Origin of the sequence: Streptomyces sp. H39-C1 (assembly GCF_027158125.1) — a bacterium.
Lineage (GTDB): Bacteria > Actinomycetota > Actinomycetes > Streptomycetales > Streptomycetaceae > Actinacidiphila > Actinacidiphila fildesensis.
Genome location: NZ_JAPVLS010000003.1, coordinates 236,838 through 251,738 on the forward strand (window position 1 = coordinate 236,838; position 14,901 = coordinate 251,738).

10 protein-coding genes are annotated in these 14,901 nt (G+C 69.9%); 1 reads left to right on the forward strand and 9 read right to left on the reverse strand.

Annotation, left to right across the window (positions count from 1 at the left end; genetic code table 11):
- Positions 1 to 30: 30 nt before the first annotated feature.
- The 9 genes from O3W51_RS03950 to araB all read right to left on the reverse strand — a co-directional run bounded on the left by O3W51_RS03950 (position 31) and on the right by araB (position 13,052).
- Positions 31 to 681: a GntR family transcriptional regulator gene (locus O3W51_RS03950; RefSeq protein ID WP_138351585.1), complete on the reverse strand. Its 651-nt coding sequence runs from the start codon at positions 679 to 681 to the stop codon at positions 31 to 33.
- 163 nt (positions 682 to 844) lie between these two features.
- A complete protein-coding gene (locus tag O3W51_RS03955) occupies positions 845 to 4,075 on the reverse strand; it encodes a LamG-like jellyroll fold domain-containing protein (RefSeq protein WP_269283783.1) in 3,231 nt (1,076 codons plus the stop codon).
- A 178-nt stretch (positions 4,076 to 4,253) separates the two neighbouring features.
- Positions 4,254 to 5,264: a galactofuranose ABC transporter, permease protein YjfF gene (gene yjfF / locus O3W51_RS03960; protein ID WP_164292536.1), complete on the reverse strand. Its 1,011-nt coding sequence runs from the start codon at positions 5,262 to 5,264 to the stop codon at positions 4,254 to 4,256.
- Positions 5,261 to 6,388, reverse strand: a complete 1,128-nt coding sequence (locus tag O3W51_RS03965) for an ABC transporter permease (protein ID WP_198357841.1) — start codon at positions 6,386 to 6,388, stop codon at positions 5,261 to 5,263. The genes yjfF and O3W51_RS03965 overlap by 4 nt, the downstream gene beginning before the upstream one ends.
- Entirely contained in the window at positions 6,388 to 7,917 is a 1,530-nt protein-coding gene (locus tag O3W51_RS03970; protein ID WP_138351581.1) for a sugar ABC transporter ATP-binding protein, read from the reverse strand. Before O3W51_RS03970 ends, O3W51_RS03965 begins: the two co-directional genes overlap by 1 nt.
- A 98-nt stretch (positions 7,918 to 8,015) precedes the next feature.
- The gene (locus O3W51_RS03975) at positions 8,016 to 9,044 is read right to left on the reverse strand and encodes an ABC transporter substrate-binding protein (RefSeq protein ID WP_164292538.1); all 1,029 of its coding nucleotides are present in this window, start codon (positions 9,042 to 9,044) and stop codon (positions 8,016 to 8,018) included.
- 79 nt (positions 9,045 to 9,123) lie between these two features.
- On the reverse strand, positions 9,124 to 10,629 hold the full coding sequence (gene araA / locus O3W51_RS03980; protein ID WP_138351580.1) for an L-arabinose isomerase: 1,506 nt from the start codon (positions 10,627 to 10,629) through the stop codon (positions 9,124 to 9,126).
- A complete protein-coding gene (locus O3W51_RS03985) occupies positions 10,626 to 11,339 on the reverse strand; it encodes an L-ribulose-5-phosphate 4-epimerase (RefSeq protein ID WP_138351579.1) in 714 nt (237 codons plus the stop codon). The genes araA and O3W51_RS03985 overlap by 4 nt, the downstream gene beginning before the upstream one ends.
- 21 nt (positions 11,340 to 11,360) lie before the next feature.
- Positions 11,361 to 13,052: a ribulokinase gene (araB, locus tag O3W51_RS03990; RefSeq protein ID WP_269283789.1), complete on the reverse strand. Its 1,692-nt coding sequence runs from the start codon at positions 13,050 to 13,052 to the stop codon at positions 11,361 to 11,363.
- Between the two features lie 308 nt (positions 13,053 to 13,360).
- Here araB and O3W51_RS03995 point away from each other — a divergent pair, with 308 nt between their 5' ends.
- Complete coding sequence (locus tag O3W51_RS03995; protein ID WP_244808960.1) at positions 13,361 to 14,719, forward strand: pectate lyase family protein; 1,359 nt, start codon at positions 13,361 to 13,363, stop codon at positions 14,717 to 14,719.
- Positions 14,720 to 14,901 lie beyond the last annotated feature (182 nt).

The following is a 14,901-nucleotide window of genomic DNA, read 5'->3' on the forward strand; positions in this document are numbered from 1 at the left end:
CGGCGCGGGGCGTCGGTTCGGAGCGGTCCATCAGGCGCCCGTCTCTTCGTGGTCGGGGAACGCGCGGCGGACGAAGTCCGAGATGTGGGCGTGCAGCAGCCCGGCCGCGCCGTCCGCGTCGCCGGCGAGCGCCGTCCGGAGGATCTCCTGGTGCTCGCGGGCCTCCTGCTCCCAGGAGGGGGAGGCCGCCCAGGCGACGGTCGACACCAGGGCCGCCTGGTCACGCACCTCGTCGAGCATCCGCGTCAGGAGCGGGTTGCCGCAGGGCAGATAGAGCGCCCGGTGGAAGTCACGGTTGGCGAGGCTCCGGTCGGCCCGGTCCTCCGCGCCCTCGGCCCGTACGAGCGCGTCCCGCGCCGCCGCGAGCGACTCCTTCCTGACGATGCTGCGGCGCAGCGCCTCGGGCTCCAGCAGCAGCCGCACGTCGTAGATCTCCCGCGCCATGGCCGCATCCACGGTCCGCACCGTGACGCCCTTGTACTGGCTCATCACGACGAGCCCGGTACCGGCCAGCGTCTTGAGCGCCTCGCGCACGGGGGTCTTCGAGACACCGAACTGCGCCGCCAGATCGGCCTCGACGAGTGGCTGTCCAGGACTCAACTGCCCGGTGAGGATGCCGTGCTTGATCGCCTCCAGCACGTACTGCGTCCGGGAGGGGATCGGGGCGGGAGCAAAGGTCATGTGCGCTCTCAGATCTCAGGTATCGCGTCTCATATATGACGTACGAAGTACGACGCGATGAAAGGTAGAGCCGCGCCGGAGGTCCGTCAATGCTTTGAACAGAACTGATCCCGCACCCGGGCGTCGGCCTTCCCCGGCCGACGCCGCGCTGACGTTCGGCCGGTCAGCCGATGGTGAGTTGGGTGACCGAGTTGGCGGGGAAAGTGCGGGTGAAGGTGGCTCCCAGGCCGGTCACCGCGGTCGTGACCGGGGCGACGTGCCGGGGGTCGGTGATGGTGTTGGTGTCGGACGGATGGGCGGAGGTCAGCGTGACGGCGGTGCCGGTGGTCGGGACGGCCGCGCCGGCGCCCGTCAGGCGGACGGTGATCGACTGCGGATTGCCGCCCGGGTTCACGACCGTGACGTAGTACTTCCCGGTGCTGGACGAGCGGCTGACCACCTGGTTGACGGTGCTGGTGCCGCTGTACGAGGCGGCCAGGATCTGGTCGCCGTGGGCGGCGGCCATCATCTGCTGGACGTAGGCGCTGGGAGAGCTGTAGCTGGTCGAGGCGTCGAAGGCGATCAGGTTGGTGTTCCACTGCACGCTGTTCACATTGGCCAGCAGCGGGGCGTACGCCTCCATCGCCACCACATCGGAATTGCGCTGCAGATTGGTGAGCCAGGAGGCGTCACCGATCGCGCCCGCCAGTGTCGGGGTCGGCCGGCCGACCTGGGAGGCCCACTCCCCCTCGAACACCTTCGGGCCGCTCCGCGAGTAGGTGTCGTAGGCGTTGGCGTTCGCGTTGAACCAGCCGGGCGAGCGGTAGTTGTGCAGGTCCAGGACATCGGGAGTGCGCGCGGAGACGGCGGTGGTGGCGATCAGCTTGAGCGCCGGGTAGGCGGCCCTGATGGCATCGTGGAACTGTGCGTAGCGGCCGTTGGCGCCGTCGTAACTGCCGGTGGTGTCGAACCAGTCCTCGTTGCCGATCTCGACGTACTTGAGGGGGAACGGCGCGGGGCGCCCGTCGGCGGCGCGCTTGGCCCCCCAGGGGGTCGTGACGGCGCCGGTGACGTACTGGATCTCGTCCAGGGCGTCCTGGACGTACGGTCCGAGCTGGTCCAGCGGGACGACGTCGTGCTGCAGGGAGTACCCGGCGTAGACCCCCAGGAGGGGCTGGGCGCCGAGGTCTTCGCACCACTCGAGGTATTCCAGCAGGCCGAGGCCGTCCGTGGACCAGTAGCCCCAAGGGTCCTGGTGGCCGGGCCGGCTCTCGGTCGCGCCGAGGGTCTTCTTCCAGTCGAAGCGTTCGGCGACCGTGTTGCCCTCGAGGTAGTTGCCGCCCGGCAGCCGGATGAAGGAGGGCTTGAGGGCCTTCATCCTCTCCATCAGATCGACCCGCAGGCCGTTGGGGCGGTTGTTGTAGGTGGGCGGGAAGAGCGAGACGTTGCTCAGCCACAAGGTGGCTCCCGTCGCGCTCTCCGAGGAGAGCACGAAGCGGTTGGTGGAGCTGGTGGGAGCGCCGGCCGCGGTCTTCAGGATGACGGTGTACTTCTTCCAGCCGCTCGTCAGGGCGGGGATGGTGGCCGTCGCGTACGGCGTGCCCGCGGTGCTCTCCAGGGAGAGCTTGAGCGGACCGGTGAAGCCGGGGGCGGCCTTGGCGTACAGCGAGGCGGTGTAGGTGGTGGACGGCTTGACGGGGATGCCCCAGAAGCCGCCGTTGGCGACCCCGGCCCGGTTGCCGGCCGTGGCCTTGGCCAGGGAGACCTTCAGCGAGCGGGTCAGCGCGGTGTTGAGCGGGTTCGCCGTGTCCAGCGTGATGCTCGCCGAGCCGCCGGTGGAGCTGACGGCGGACCACGAGTCCGGGTTGCCACTGGCCATCAGGGAGCGGTTCTGCAGCAGTTCGCCGTACAGGCCGCCCTCGCCCGAGTGGTTGATGTCCTCGGTCATCAGGCCGAAGAAGTCACTGGGCAGTGCGTGCGCGGCGGTGCCCGCGTCGACGGAGAGGGTGCCGTTGCCCTGGCCGAGGATCGTCTCCAGCTCGGGAGCGGTGACCGGATGGTCGTGGATCACCACGTCGTCGATGGTGGCGTCGGCGAAGTCGGCCGGGTTGCCGTTGAACCTGCCGCGGCCGACCGCTGTGCCCGCGGACGCCTTCCACGGAGTGGCGTAGGCGACCGTGGACTGCAGGATGCCGTTGACGTACAGCCTCAGTTGACCGGACGCGTTGTCGCTGACGCCGGTGAGGTGGTACCAGGTGCCGGTGCTGGGCGCGGCCGTCGCGTCGGCGTGGCGCGCGGTGGCCGTGGAGCTGTCCGACGCCAACCGAGTGAAGGCGAACTTTCCGGTGTCGCCCCGCAGTTGTAGATAGAAGCCGGAGACGGCGGTCCCGTCCGCGCTCACGAAGGTCTGATACCCGGTGAGGGTGTTGAGCTTGACCCAGGCCGAGACCGAGAACGGCTGCGAGGTGTCCGTCGCGGCGGTGGCGGCGGTCGCGGACGAGGCGGCGGTCCCGTTGGACCGCAGCGCATGGCCACCGGTCCTGCCGGTGGTCCACGCGGCCGTCGCGCCCAGGGTGAGGGGGTGGCCGTGGCCGGAGTCGTCCGCGGCGGTGGTTCCGGTGCCCGCTTCGAACGCCCAGTGCGCGCGCTGGTCCAGTGCGGTCACCGCGGACGCGGCGAGCGCCCCCGTGTAGAACCGCAGGTCGTCCACGCCTCCGTTGAGGAAGTCCACCGGAGTGCCGGCGTATTTGCCGCGGCCGACCACCGCGTGCCCGGCGGCCTTCCACGGGGCGGTGTACGCGACGGTCGTCTGCAACGCGCCGTTGACGTAGAGCGCGAGCGTGCCGGCCGCGGCGTCCTGGACCCCGGTGAGGTGGTACCAGGTACCGACGGCCGGAGTGTCGACGGCGGCTGCGACGGCGGCCGCCCCGGGGGTGTCGGAGGGCAGCCGGGCGAAGGCGAACGTCCCGGTGTCGCCACGCAGTCCGAGGTAGAAGCCGCTGACCTCACTGCCGTCGATGCTGACGGCGGTCTGGTAACCGTCGGTGTTGTTGAGCTTCACCCAGGCGGAGACACTGAACGAGGCGGAGGTGTCGACGATCGGGGCACCGAGGTCGATGTTGCCGGTGCCGGTGCCGTTCGTCGCGACGCTCCCGGCTCCCACCTGTCCAGCCACGTGGGTGGCTCCGGCCCCGAGGCTGCCCGGGTGGGCGCCACTCGAGTCGTCGGCCGCCGTGCTGCCGGTGGCCTCGTCCAGGGCCCAGTGTCCGGCGAGGGCGGTGTCGGCTGCCGCGGGGGTGGCCGCGAGGGGGACGAACGCGACGGTGAGGAGCGCCGCGCTCGTGGCGAGGACGGCAGCGGTACGCAGCCGTTGCCGGTGATGGCGGCGTGGCAGAAGGGATCTGGTGAAGTGCATGGGTCTCCCTTGAACGGTGGGGAAGGGTGGATTCCATGGCGCGGGACGTGCTGGTGGGGTCTGGGCCCGACGGGGTGGCGGGCGGATGTTCGTCCCCGTGCCGCACGACCGCGCGGGTCAGGACCGCGCGGCCGTGCGGCCACTCGTCGTCCGGCCGCTCAAGCGCGCTGACGAAATGTCAGGCGCGTCGGCGGGACGTCATCAGGCGCTGCAGCAGGACGAAGGCGAACAGCAGCGTGCCGACCGCGATCTTCGTCCACCAGGAGCTGAGCGTGCCTTCGAAGGTGATGATGGTCTTGATGACGCCGAGGACGAGGACGCCCAGCAGGGTGCCCAGGACGTAGCCGGAGCCGCCGGCCAGGATCGTCCCGCCGATCACCACGGCGGCGATCGCGTCGAGCTCCGTCCCGACCAGGTGCAGGCTGTACCCGGACAGCGTGTAGAGCGTGAACAGCACTCCGCCCAGGGCCGAGCACAGCCCGCTGACGGTGTAGGCGCGGATCACCGTCCGGCCGACCGGGACCCCCATCAGCAGCGCCGACTGGGCGTTGCCGCCGACCGCGTACACCGCGCGGCCGAACCCCGTGTAGTGCAGCGTCAGGAACGCGACGGCGACGACGGCCAGCGCGATGACCACCGACCAGGAGATGAACACGCCGCCGGGGAAGGTGACATGGGACTGCGCCAGGGTGGTGAAGACCGGGTCGTCGATCGGGATCGCGTTGGTGCTGATCAGGTAGCACAGGCCCCGGGCGAAGAACATCCCGGCCAGTGTCGCGATGAAGGGCTGCACCTCGAAGTGGTGGATGGCGTAGCCCATGGCGCCACCGATCAGGCCGCCGGCCGCCAGGACCAGCGGGATGACCAGGGCCGGCGGCCATCCGTGCTGCTCGACGAGCGTGGCGCACAGCATCGTGGAGAGCGCGGCGACGGCTCCGACCGAGAGATCGATGCCGCCGGTGAGGATCACGAACGTCATGCCGACGGCGATGACCAGCAGGAACGCGTTGTCCACGAAGAGGTTGGCGATGGTCTGGCCGGCCAGGAAGTCCAGGTAGCGGTAGTTGCCCGCTTCGAGGGTCAGCGCGAACAGGACAGCGGTGGCCATGACCGGGACGTAGTCGCGGTGCTGGGCCAGAAAGGTGCGGACGCCGCGGCCGGCGGCGGCGCGGGGCTGGGTCGTACTCATAGGGTGGTCGCCTCCTTCGGGCTCTGGGCGGCGCTAGCCGGTGTGCTGCTCCGGGAGCTGCCGGTGCTCGTCGCGGTGCCGGCCGCGGGTGCGCCGACGCCCGTGTCCGAGCGGCGGGGCAGTTTGCGCGACAGCACCTTGGCGCGGAACGCCGGGGACTGCAGCAGACAGACCGCCATGACGACCAGCGCCTTGAACACCAGCGTCGACTCGGGCGGCACGCCGACGGTGTAGACCGTGGTGGAGAGCGTCTGGATGACGAGGGCGCCGATGGCGGTCCCGCCGAGGTGGAAACGGCCCCCGGTGAGTGAGGTCCCGCCGATGACCACGGCGAGGATCGCGTCGAGCTCGATCCACAGGCCCGCGTTGTTCCCGTCGGCGGCGGCCACGTTGGAGCTGACCATCAGTCCGGCGCCGGCCGCGCACAGCGCACAGAACGCGTAGACCGCGATCGTGAGGCCCCGGGCCCGGATGCCGACCAGCCGGCTGGCCTCCCGGTTTCCGCCGACCGATTCGAGCAGCAGCCCGAGTGCGGTGCGCCGGACGACGAGGCCGGTCAGTACGAGCACCGCCGCGGCGATCACCACGGAGAGGGGGAGACCGAGTTCGTACCCGCCCCCGATCAGGTGGTAGGGCTCGCTGTTGACGGTGACGATCCGGCCGCTGGTGATCATCTGTGCGACGCCGCGCCCCGCCACCATCAGGATCAGGGTGGCGATGATCGGCTGCATGCCGATCCCGGCGACCAGCACGCCGTTCCACACCCCCAGAGCGACGCACACGCCGAGCGCCAGCAGTACTGCGACGACGACACCACCCACACTCTGCTGGTCGGCGAGGTCGCTGATGTTCAGGCAGGCGACGGCGCCGGAGATGGCGACGACCGCGCCGACCGACAGGTCGATCCCGCCGATGGCGATGACCAGGGTCATGCCGAGGGCGACCAGCAGCAGCGGGGAGCCGAGCCGCAGGATGTCGACAAGACTGCCGAAGAGATGGCCGTCACGGATCTGGATCGAGAAGAAGTCGGGGGTATAGGCGACGTTGGTCACCAGCAGGGCGGCCAGCAGCGCGAGAGGCCAGAACAGCCGGTGGCCGGCCAGCCTGGCGACGGTGGGCGGCATCAGTGGGTCCCTCCGGTCGCGATGGTCTCCATCAGCCGGTCCAGGGTGAGTTCGGCGGTGTTGGGCAGGGTCGCCACGAGCTCGCGGTCGCGCAGAACCGCGACGGTGTCGGACAGGCTCAGCACCTCTTCGAGTTCGGCGGAGACATAGACGACCGCCATGCCGTCCGCCGCGAGTGAGGCCACCAGGCGCTGGATCTCTGCCTTGGCACCGATGTCGATGCCCCGGGTCGGTTCGTCGAGGATCAGCAGTTTCGGTTCGGTGATCAGCCAGCGGGCGAGCAGCACCTTCTGCTGATTGCCGCCGCTCAGATTGCGGACGACCGCCTCCGGGTCGGCCGGGTGGATGTGCAGCGCCGATATCCAGTGCGTTACCAGCTCCTCCGTCCGGCGGGCGGGGAGCGCTCTGACCCAGCCGCGGGCGGCCTGCAGGGCCAGGACGATGTTCTCCCGGACCGTCAGATCGGGGATGATGCCCTCGCGCCTGCGGTTCTCCGAACAGAACGCGATGCCCCGCCGGCTGGCGGCGCGCGGGCTGCGCAGGGTGGCGGTCCGGCCGTCGACGGTGAGCCTCCCGGTGTCGGCGCGGTCCGCGCCGGCCAGCAGCCGGGCGGTCTCCGAGCGCCCCGCGCCGAGCAGCCCGGCCAGGCCCAGTACCTCCCCCGGGCGCACAGCGAGGTCGAACGGAGCGATGGCGCCCTTACGTCCGAGTCCGTGCGCCTCGGCGAACGGGGTCCCGGCCGGGCGCTCGCGGTCGCCCCGTCCCCGGTCGGTGAGTTCACCGAGTTCCTGCCCGAGCATCGCCGACACCAGCTCGATCTGCGGCAGGCGCGCGGTGCGGTACTCACCGACGAGACGGCCGTCACGCAGCACGGTGATCCGGTCGGAGACGTCGTAGACCTGGTCCAGGAAGTGCGTCACGAACAGGATCGCCACGCCCTCGCCGCGCAGCCGGCGGATCACCGTGAACAGCTGGGCCACCTCCTCGCGGTCCAGGCTGGAGGTGGGTTCGTCGAGGATCAGCACCTTCGCCCGGATGTCCACGGCGCGGGCGATGGCGACCATCTGCTGCAGGGCGAGCGGGAGGGTGTCCAGCGGTGCGCGGACGTCGATCTCCAGGTCGAGCCCGGACAGCAGGTCACGGGCCCGCCGGCGCAGTTCCGACCACATGATGCGGCCGAGCCTGCGGGGCTCGCGGCCGAGGAAGATGTTCTCCGCGACCGACAGGTTGGGGCAGAGGTTGACCTCCTGGTACACGGTGCTGATCCCGGCCTGCTGCGCCTGTAGCGGCCCGGCGAACCGGACCGGGACACCGTCCAGCGTGACGGTCCCGGCTTCGGCCTCGTGCACTCCGGTCAGCACCTTGATGAGGGTGGACTTCCCGGCGCCGTTCTCGCCCATCAGGGCGTGCACCTCACCGGGATACAGGTCGAGGCCGACTCCGGAAAGGGCCCGGACGCCGGCGAACTCCTTGGTGATGCCGGTCATCCGGAGGACGGGTTGAGCGGGGTTGAGCTGCGGCGTCGACATGGGAGCTCCTCTCCTCGGGCCGCTGGTCGGCTCCGGCCGGGTCCGGGGCGCCCGCCTGGGGCGCCCCCGTCCCGGATCGCCGGAGCAGTACTGGCCGATCAGTACTGGCGGTTGGGGAGTTCGGCAGCTGCCTTGTCCTTGGTGAAGACGCCTTCCTTGGACTCGACCCGGGCCGGCACCTCGGCCTTGTCCTTGAGCTTCCGCACGAGATCCATGACCTGCGGGCCGATCAGCGGATTGCACTCGACGACGACCTCGATCTTGCCGTCGACCATCGCCTGGAAGGCGTCCTTGACCCCGTCGATCGAGACGATGCGGATGTCCTTGCCGGGCTTGAGCCCCGCCTCCTCGATCGCCTGGATGGCGCCCATCGCCATGTCGTCGTTGTGCGCGAAGAGGATGTTGATGTCCTTGTGCGCCTTCAGGAAGGCCGTCATGACCTCCTTGCCCTTGGCGCGGGTGAAGTCACCGGTCTGGTCCGCGACCAGCTTGAACCGGGGATCCTTCAGGACCAGGTCCTCGAACCCCTTCTTGCGGTCGATCGCCGGGGCGGAGCCGGTGGTGCCTTCGAGCTCCGCTATGTTCACCGTGCCGGTCCCGCTCTTCTCCGCGTCGACCAGCCACTGGCCGGCGGCGGTCCCCTCCTTGACGAAATCCGACCCGATGAAGGTCTTGTAGAGGGTCTTGTCCTGGGTGTCGATCGCCCGGTCGGTGAGTATCACCGGGATGCCGGCGGCCTTGGCTTCCTTCAGTACGGTGTCCCAGCCCGTGACGACCACCGGTGAGAAGCCGATGACGTCCACCTTCTGCTGGATGAAGGTGCGGATCGCGGCGATCTGGTTCTCCTGCTTCTGCTGCGCGTCGGAGAACTTGAGCTCGAAGCCGGCGGCCTTCGCCGCGTCCTGGATGGACTTGGTGTTGGCGGCACGCCAGCCGCTCTCGGATCCGACCTGGGAGAATCCGAAGACCAGCTTCTTGGCGCCGTTCGCGTCCGTGCCGCTGCCGGCGGGTGCCTTCTTGCCCGCCCCGCCGCAGGCGGCGAGGGACATGCACAGCGCGACGGCCAGAAGGGTCGCGGCGGTCTTGCGCGTGCGGGGTCTTGCTGGGGTGGTGGCAGTGAGGGACATCGTGCACTCTCCTTTGAGGCGGGAAAAACCCTGCGATGTATGACCTGGGTGGTACGCCTGCGATGTCGGCCGAAGCCGCTCAGAAACCTCGCGCCAGACGGTGGTACGCCTGGTTCCAGCGGATCTCCTTGGTGAACTGGCGGATCGTGGTCTCCGCGTCGATGACCAGGAGTTCCGCTCCGGCCATCTCCGAAAAGTCCTCGAGCTCCTCCGTGCCGACGGCGCTGGAGAGCACGGTGTGGTGCGGGCCGCCGGCCGTGAGCCACGCCTCGGTCGAGGTCCGCAGGTCGGGCTGCGGCTTCCACACCGCGTGCGCCACGGGGAGATTCGGCAGCGGCTCGGCGGCGGTGACCACGTCGATCTCGTTGGCGACCAGCCGGAACCGGTCCCCCATGTCGGCGAGGCCGACGACCACCGCCGGGCCCGGGGCGGCTTCGAAGACCAGCCGGACCGGGTCCTCCCGGCCGCCGATGCCCAAGGGATGGATCTCGCACGAGGGGACCTCGGCGGCGATCGACGGACAGACCTCGAGCATGTGCGCGCCGAGGATGACCTCCTGCCCCGCCTCCAGGTGGTACGTGTAGTCCTCCATGAACGAGGTCCCTCCGGGCAGACCGGCGGACATCGCCTTCAGCGTGCGCAGCAGCGCCGCGGTCTTCCAGTCCCCCTCGCCGCCGAAGCCATAGCCGTCCGCCATCAGGCGCTGCACGGCCAGACCGGGCAGCTGGCGCAGCCCTCCGAGGTCCTCGAAGTTGGTGGTGAACGCCTGGAAACCGCCGTCGGTGAGGAACTCGCGCATGCCGAGTTCGATCCGCGCCGCGTACCGCAGCGCGTCGTGCCGCTCCGCTCCTGAGCGCAGCTCAGGCGCGACCCGGTAGGTCTCCTGGTACTCCTTGGTCAGCTCGGTGACATCAGCGTCGGTCACCGCGTCGACCACGGCGACCAGGTCGTTGACGCCGTAGGTGTTGACCGAGACGCCGAACCGCAGCTGCGCCTCGACCTTGTCGCCCTCGGTGACCGCGACGTCCCGCATGTTGTCGCCGAACCGTGCCACCCGCAGGCTGCGCAGCGCCGCATGACCGACCGCGGCACGGGCCCAGGACCCGATCCGCAGGGCCACCGACGGGTCGCTGACGTGCCCGGCGACTGTCTTGCGGGCCACCCCGAGACGGGACTGGATGTACCCGAACTCACGGTCCCCGTGCGCCGCTTGGTTGAGGTTCATGAAGTCCATGTCGATGGAGCCCCACGGCAGCGCCCTGTTGGCCTGGGTGTGCAGGTGCAGCATCGGCTTGCGGAGGGCGTCGAGGCCGGCGATCCACATCTTGGCCGGGGAGAACGTGTGCATCCAGGCGACCACCCCGACGCAGTCGTCGGCGGCGTTGGCGTCGAGGCAGACCCGCCGGATCGCTTCCGCGTCGGTGAGTACAGGCAGCCACACCACCCGGACCGCTATGTCCGGGCCGTCGTTGAGTGCCTCGGCGATCTGCTGGGACTGTTCGGCGACCTGCCGGAGGGTGTCCTGCCCGTAGAGTCCCTGGCTTCCGGTGAGGAACCAGACTTCGCGGCCTTCGAGCGACTTCATTCCTGGACTCCTTCGCGGCCGGCGGGCTGCTGGCCGTATACGTTCTGATAGCGGTCGTAGAGCGAGTCGATGTCCGGTGCGGCGATGCCCACCGGTTCCCCGAGCTGTCGGGAGATGTGAACGGTGCGGGCCACGTCCTCGCACATCACGGCCGCCTTGACGGCTGCCTTCGCGTCCTTGCCGATGGTGAACACGCCGTGGCTCTGCATCAGCACGGCGGGCGATCGGTGGCCCTTGAGGGTGGCGACGATGCCCTGGCCGATCGAGTCGTCGCCGATCAGCGCGAACGGGCCGACGGGTATCTCCGCGCCGAACTCGTCCGCCATCGCGGTGACGACGCAGGGCACCGCCTCACCGCGGGCCGCCCAGCCGGTGGCGTACGTGGAGTGCGTGTGCACCACGCCCCCCACCTCGGGCATGTTGCGGTAGACGTAGGCGTGGGCGGCGGTGTCCGAGGACGGGTTGTGCGTACCTTCGACGACCTGGCCGTACAGATCGCAGACGATCATGTTCTCGGGGGTCAGGTCCTCGTAGGAGACACCGCTGGGTTTGATGACCATCAGGTCGTGTCCCGGCACGCGGGCCGAGACGTTTCCGGCGGTCCACACCACGAGCCGGTACCGGACGAGTTCCTGGTGCAGGTCGCTGACCTGCTGCCGAATCAGCTGGATCGCGGCGGCGGTCGCGGGGTCGATCGTGGGGTCGGTCATGATGGCGGCCTTCCGTACGGGTCAGTTGGCGACAGAGGTGCTGGTCTCGTTGCGCAACTCGCGCAGTCGGTGCAGCACGCCCCTGTGCTCGCCGCCGAGCAGGTCGTGCAGGGCGAGGTACTCGGCGAACAGCCGGTCGTACGCGTCGGCGCGGGCCGCGTCCGGGAGGTACTGGTCCCGGTGCACGCGCCCCATCTGCTCGGCCGCGGCCTGCACGTTCTCGTACGCCCCGGCCGCCACCGCCGCGTGGATGGCGGAGCCCAGCGCCGGCGCCTGTTCGGAGGCGGCGACGCTCAGCGGACGGCGCAGCACGTCCGCGTAGATCTGCATCAGCAGCGCGTTCCTGGTGAGGCCTCCGGCCACCGTGAAGCGGGTGACGGGGACGCCGGACTTCTCGAAGGCCTCGACGATGACCCGGGTGCCGAAGGCGGTCGACTCGAGCAGCGCGCGGTAGATGTCCGGCGGTCGGGTGGCCAGCGTGGCACCGACCAGCACTCCGGAGAGCCGGTGGTCGACCAGCACCGAGCGGTTGCCGTTCCACCAGTCGAGCGCCACCAGGCCGTGCCCGCCGACCGGTTGACCGGCGGCCAGCCGGGTCAGCAGCTCGTGCACGCTGATGTCCTCGGCGACGGCCTGTTCGTGGAAGACGGGCGGGACACCGTGCTCGACGTACCAACCGAAGATGTCGCCGACGCCGCTCTGCCCGGCTTCGTAACCCCACAGCCCGTCGACCACTCCTCCGTCGACCACTCCGCACATGCCGGGGACCTCGGCGACCTTCTCGCCGTTGAGGATGTGGCAGGTGGAGGTGCCCATCACGGCGAGCAGCTCGCCGGCTCCGGCCGACCGCGCCGCCGGGGCGGTGACGTGGGCGTCCACGTTGCCGACCGCGACGGCGATGCCTTCCGGGAGTCCCGTCCAGGCGGCGGCCCGGGCCGTCAGGCCGCCGGCCCGGCCGCCCAGCGGGGAGAGCGGATGCTCCAGCCGGGTCCGCGCGAAGTCCGCGAAGTCGGGGTGGAGAGCGGCCAGGTACTCGGTCGCCGGGTAGCCGCCGTTCTGGTGGATGCCCTTGTAGCCGGCCGTACAGGTGTTGCGGGTCTCGACGCCGGTGAGCTGCCAGACGATCCAGTCCGCCGCCTCGATCCAGCGGTCGGTGCGCCCGTAGGTGTCCGGGTCCTCCTCCAGTACCTGCAGCGCCTTGGCGTACTGCCACTCGGAGGAGATCAGACCGCCATAGCGGGCGATCCAGTCCTCACCGCGCTCATGGGCGAGCGCGGTGATCCGGTCGGCCTGAGGCTGGGCGGCATGGTGCTTCCATAGCTTCGGCCAGGCGTGCGGCCGGGATCCCAGCTCCGGACGGAGGCAGAGCGGGGTGCCGTCGGCGCTGGTGGGAAGGCAGGTGGAGGCCGTGAAGTCGGTGCCGACGCCGATCACCGCGGCGGGGTCGATCCCGGCCGCGGCGATGGCCTCGGGGACGGCTCGCCGGATCACGTCCAGCCAGTCCTCGGGATGCTGGAGCGCCCAGTCCGGTGGAAGCGGGGCGTCGGTACCGGGCAACCGGTCGTCGATCACCGCGTGTGCGTACGCATGGACGGCGCTGCCGACTTCGGCACCGTCCGAGACGCGGACGACGACGGCGCGGCCGGAGAGCGTGCCGTAGTCGATCCCCAGGACGTAGCCGGGCCGAGAGGAATTGTTAGCGTTAACACTCATGGGTCGCGCTTTCCGTTCAAGATGGTGGAGCCGTGGGGTACAACGAGTGGGGCTGGTCTCCGACGCGCAGCCGACCACCCCGGAATGTTGCACCGAGGTTACCGACCCCCAGAGTGTGAGCGTTAACAAGAGGTGGCGTCAATGCTCCGCGCTGGTCACAAATCGACAACGGCCGGGGTTCCGCGACGGCTCCGGTTCAGCCATCGGGCATCTCCGGCGAAGAAATCTCCTGATCGGCGGCAACCTTCCGGGCAGCCGTGGCAACTGAAGAGCCGAACCCTCACTTCGCACCGGAGGAACGACTTCACGTGTCTGCCCCCTTGCACCGCCGCAAGCCGTCCCGACGCCTGATGGCACTGATCGGCGTCGCCTCCCTGGCGGCCGCCGGCCTCGCCGTCGTGCCCTTGACCACGGGCGCCGGCGCCGCCGCCGTCGACCTCGCGCATGCGGCCCTGCCCGCCGACGACGGCTGGGCCGCCACCGGCTCGGGCACCACCGGCGGCCAGACCGCCGACACCGCTCACACCTTCACCGTCTCCACCAGGGCCCAACTGGCCAAGGCTCTCAAGGCCGGCCCCATCGGCGCGCCACGGATCATCCAGGTCAAGGGCGTCGTCGACGCCAACACCGACGACTCGGGCAAGACCCTCGGCTGCGCGGACTACGCCGCCGGCACCGGCTACTCGCTCAGCGCCTACCTCAAGGCCTACGACCCGGCGACCTGGGGCCGCGGCAAACTGCCCACCGGCCAGCAGGAGTCGGCACGCGACGCGGCGCAGGACCGGCAGGCCGCGCGCGTGGTCCTGACCGTCCCCTCCCGCACCACGATCGTCGGCGTGCCCGGCTCGGGTGCGGCGATCGTCGGCGGCAGCCTCCAGGTGAAGAACGCGGACAACGTCATCATCCGCAACCTCAACCTCACCGACACTCGTGACTGCTTCCCCCAGTGGGACCCGACCGACGGCTCGACCGGGAACTGGAACTCCCAGTACGACGCGGTCACGGTGCGCGGCTCCACGCACGTGTGGGCCGACCACAACACCTTCGGCGACGGCCCGCACTACGACAGGGCGAACCCGTCCTACTTCGGGCGCGAGTACCAGGTCCACGACGGCGCCCTGGACATCACCAACGCCTCCGACCTCGTCACCGTCGAGTACAACCGGTTCGCCAACCACGACAAGACCATGCTCATCGGCAGCAGCGACAAGGACACCAGGCTGCGGGTGACGCTCCACCACAACGTCTTCCAGGGCATCGTCCAGCGCGCCCCGCTCGCCCGGGTCGGCCAGATACACCTGTACGACAACTACTACGACACGGCGACGCTCAACAACTACACCCACGGCTACAGCGTCAACGCACGCGCCAAGGCCCAGGTCGTCGCCCAGAACAACTACTGGGCCCTGTCCGGCGACCGGAAGGCCTCACAACTGCTCAGCGGGGACGGGACCGGCTCGGTGGCGGGCAGCGGCAACCTGGTCAACGGCACCGTGACCGACCTCGTCGCCGCATACAACGCCGAGCACTCCGCCAAGAAGATCAAGACGTCCGTGAACTGGACACCCAAGCTGACGGCGGGCCTGGAGCCCGCCGCCGGGCTGCCCGCCGCACTCGCCAAGAAGGCGGGCGCGGGCGTCATCACCGCCGCAGGCGGCACCTCCTGACTCCGCACCGGACGTCCCGTACCCCTGGGGCCCGTCGTCGACCAGCGGTTGCTAATGCTGAATTCCTCAACTTATGGGTATACACGGTGTGTTGAGGAGTGCGCTGGGGGTGGATGGTGCCGACATTGCTGCGGGCTCGGCCTGCTTCGGGTCCGGATGAGGCGTTGATGATCGACCGGCTG

Bases quoted from the DNA above. Each gene is read 5' to 3' on its own strand.
- O3W51_RS03950 (WP_138351585.1), bottom strand. From the start codon at position 681: ATGACCTTTGCTCCCGCCCCGATCCCCTCCCGGACGCAGTACGTGCTG.
- O3W51_RS03955 (WP_269283783.1), bottom strand. From the start codon at position 4,075: ATGCACTTCACCAGATCCCTTCTGCCACGCCGCCATCACCGGCAACGG.
- yjfF (WP_164292536.1), bottom strand. From the start codon at position 5,264: ATGAGTACGACCCAGCCCCGCGCCGCCGCCGGCCGCGGCGTCCGCACC.
- O3W51_RS03965 (WP_198357841.1), bottom strand. From the start codon at position 6,388: ATGCCGCCCACCGTCGCCAGGCTGGCCGGCCACCGGCTGTTCTGGCCT.
- O3W51_RS03970 (WP_138351581.1), bottom strand. From the start codon at position 7,917: ATGTCGACGCCGCAGCTCAACCCCGCTCAACCCGTCCTCCGGATGACC.
- O3W51_RS03975 (WP_164292538.1), bottom strand. From the start codon at position 9,044: ATGTCCCTCACTGCCACCACCCCAGCAAGACCCCGCACGCGCAAGACC.
- araA (WP_138351580.1), bottom strand. From the start codon at position 10,629: ATGAAGTCGCTCGAAGGCCGCGAAGTCTGGTTCCTCACCGGAAGCCAG.
- O3W51_RS03985 (WP_138351579.1), bottom strand. From the start codon at position 11,339: ATGACCGACCCCACGATCGACCCCGCGACCGCCGCCGCGATCCAGCTG.
- araB (WP_269283789.1), bottom strand. From the start codon at position 13,052: ATGAGTGTTAACGCTAACAATTCCTCTCGGCCCGGCTACGTCCTGGGG.